At 59.0% G+C, this 434-nt stretch carries 1 protein-coding gene; it reads right to left on the bottom strand.

Features of this window, described 5'->3' with window-relative positions; translation table 11 throughout:
- The coding region (locus ACTHUM_RS20000) for a macro domain-containing protein (RefSeq protein ID WP_440404006.1) at window positions 1–434 on the bottom strand (434 nt) is incomplete at both ends.

The raw sequence follows: 434 nt of genomic DNA, 5'->3' as shown, positions 1-434 counted from the left end.
GCCCCGTCCCGTTCCAACAATGCCCGATAGCGTTCGGCATCCTGCGGCGAATAGCAACAGAAAACGATTTTTTCGACAGACGGACACTGCGGCAAAGTTTTTTTCAAAATCGCCAAAGCGGTCTCGGCAGCCAAATCGGCGGGGAAACGGTACACGCCCGTGCTGATACAGGGGAAGGCGATGCTGCGGATACCGTGTTCTTGCGCCAGCAGCAGCGAATTTTGATACGCCTCCGCCAGCTTAACCGCTTCGCTGCGGTGTCCGCCGAACCAAACCGGCCCGACGGTGTGAATCACAAATTTCGCCGGCAGCCGGTAGCCTTTAGTAATTTTCGCTTCGCCCGTGCGGCAGCCGTTCAACTGCCTGCACTCTTCTAGCAATTCCCGCCCTGCCGCACGGTGAATCGCGCCATCCACCCCGCCGCCGCCCAACAA

It is taken from the genome of Neisseria sp. P0021.S006, assembly GCF_051956895.1.
Note: the sequence above shows the minus strand (reverse complement) of the source record. Positions and strands in the feature narration are given on the sequence as shown.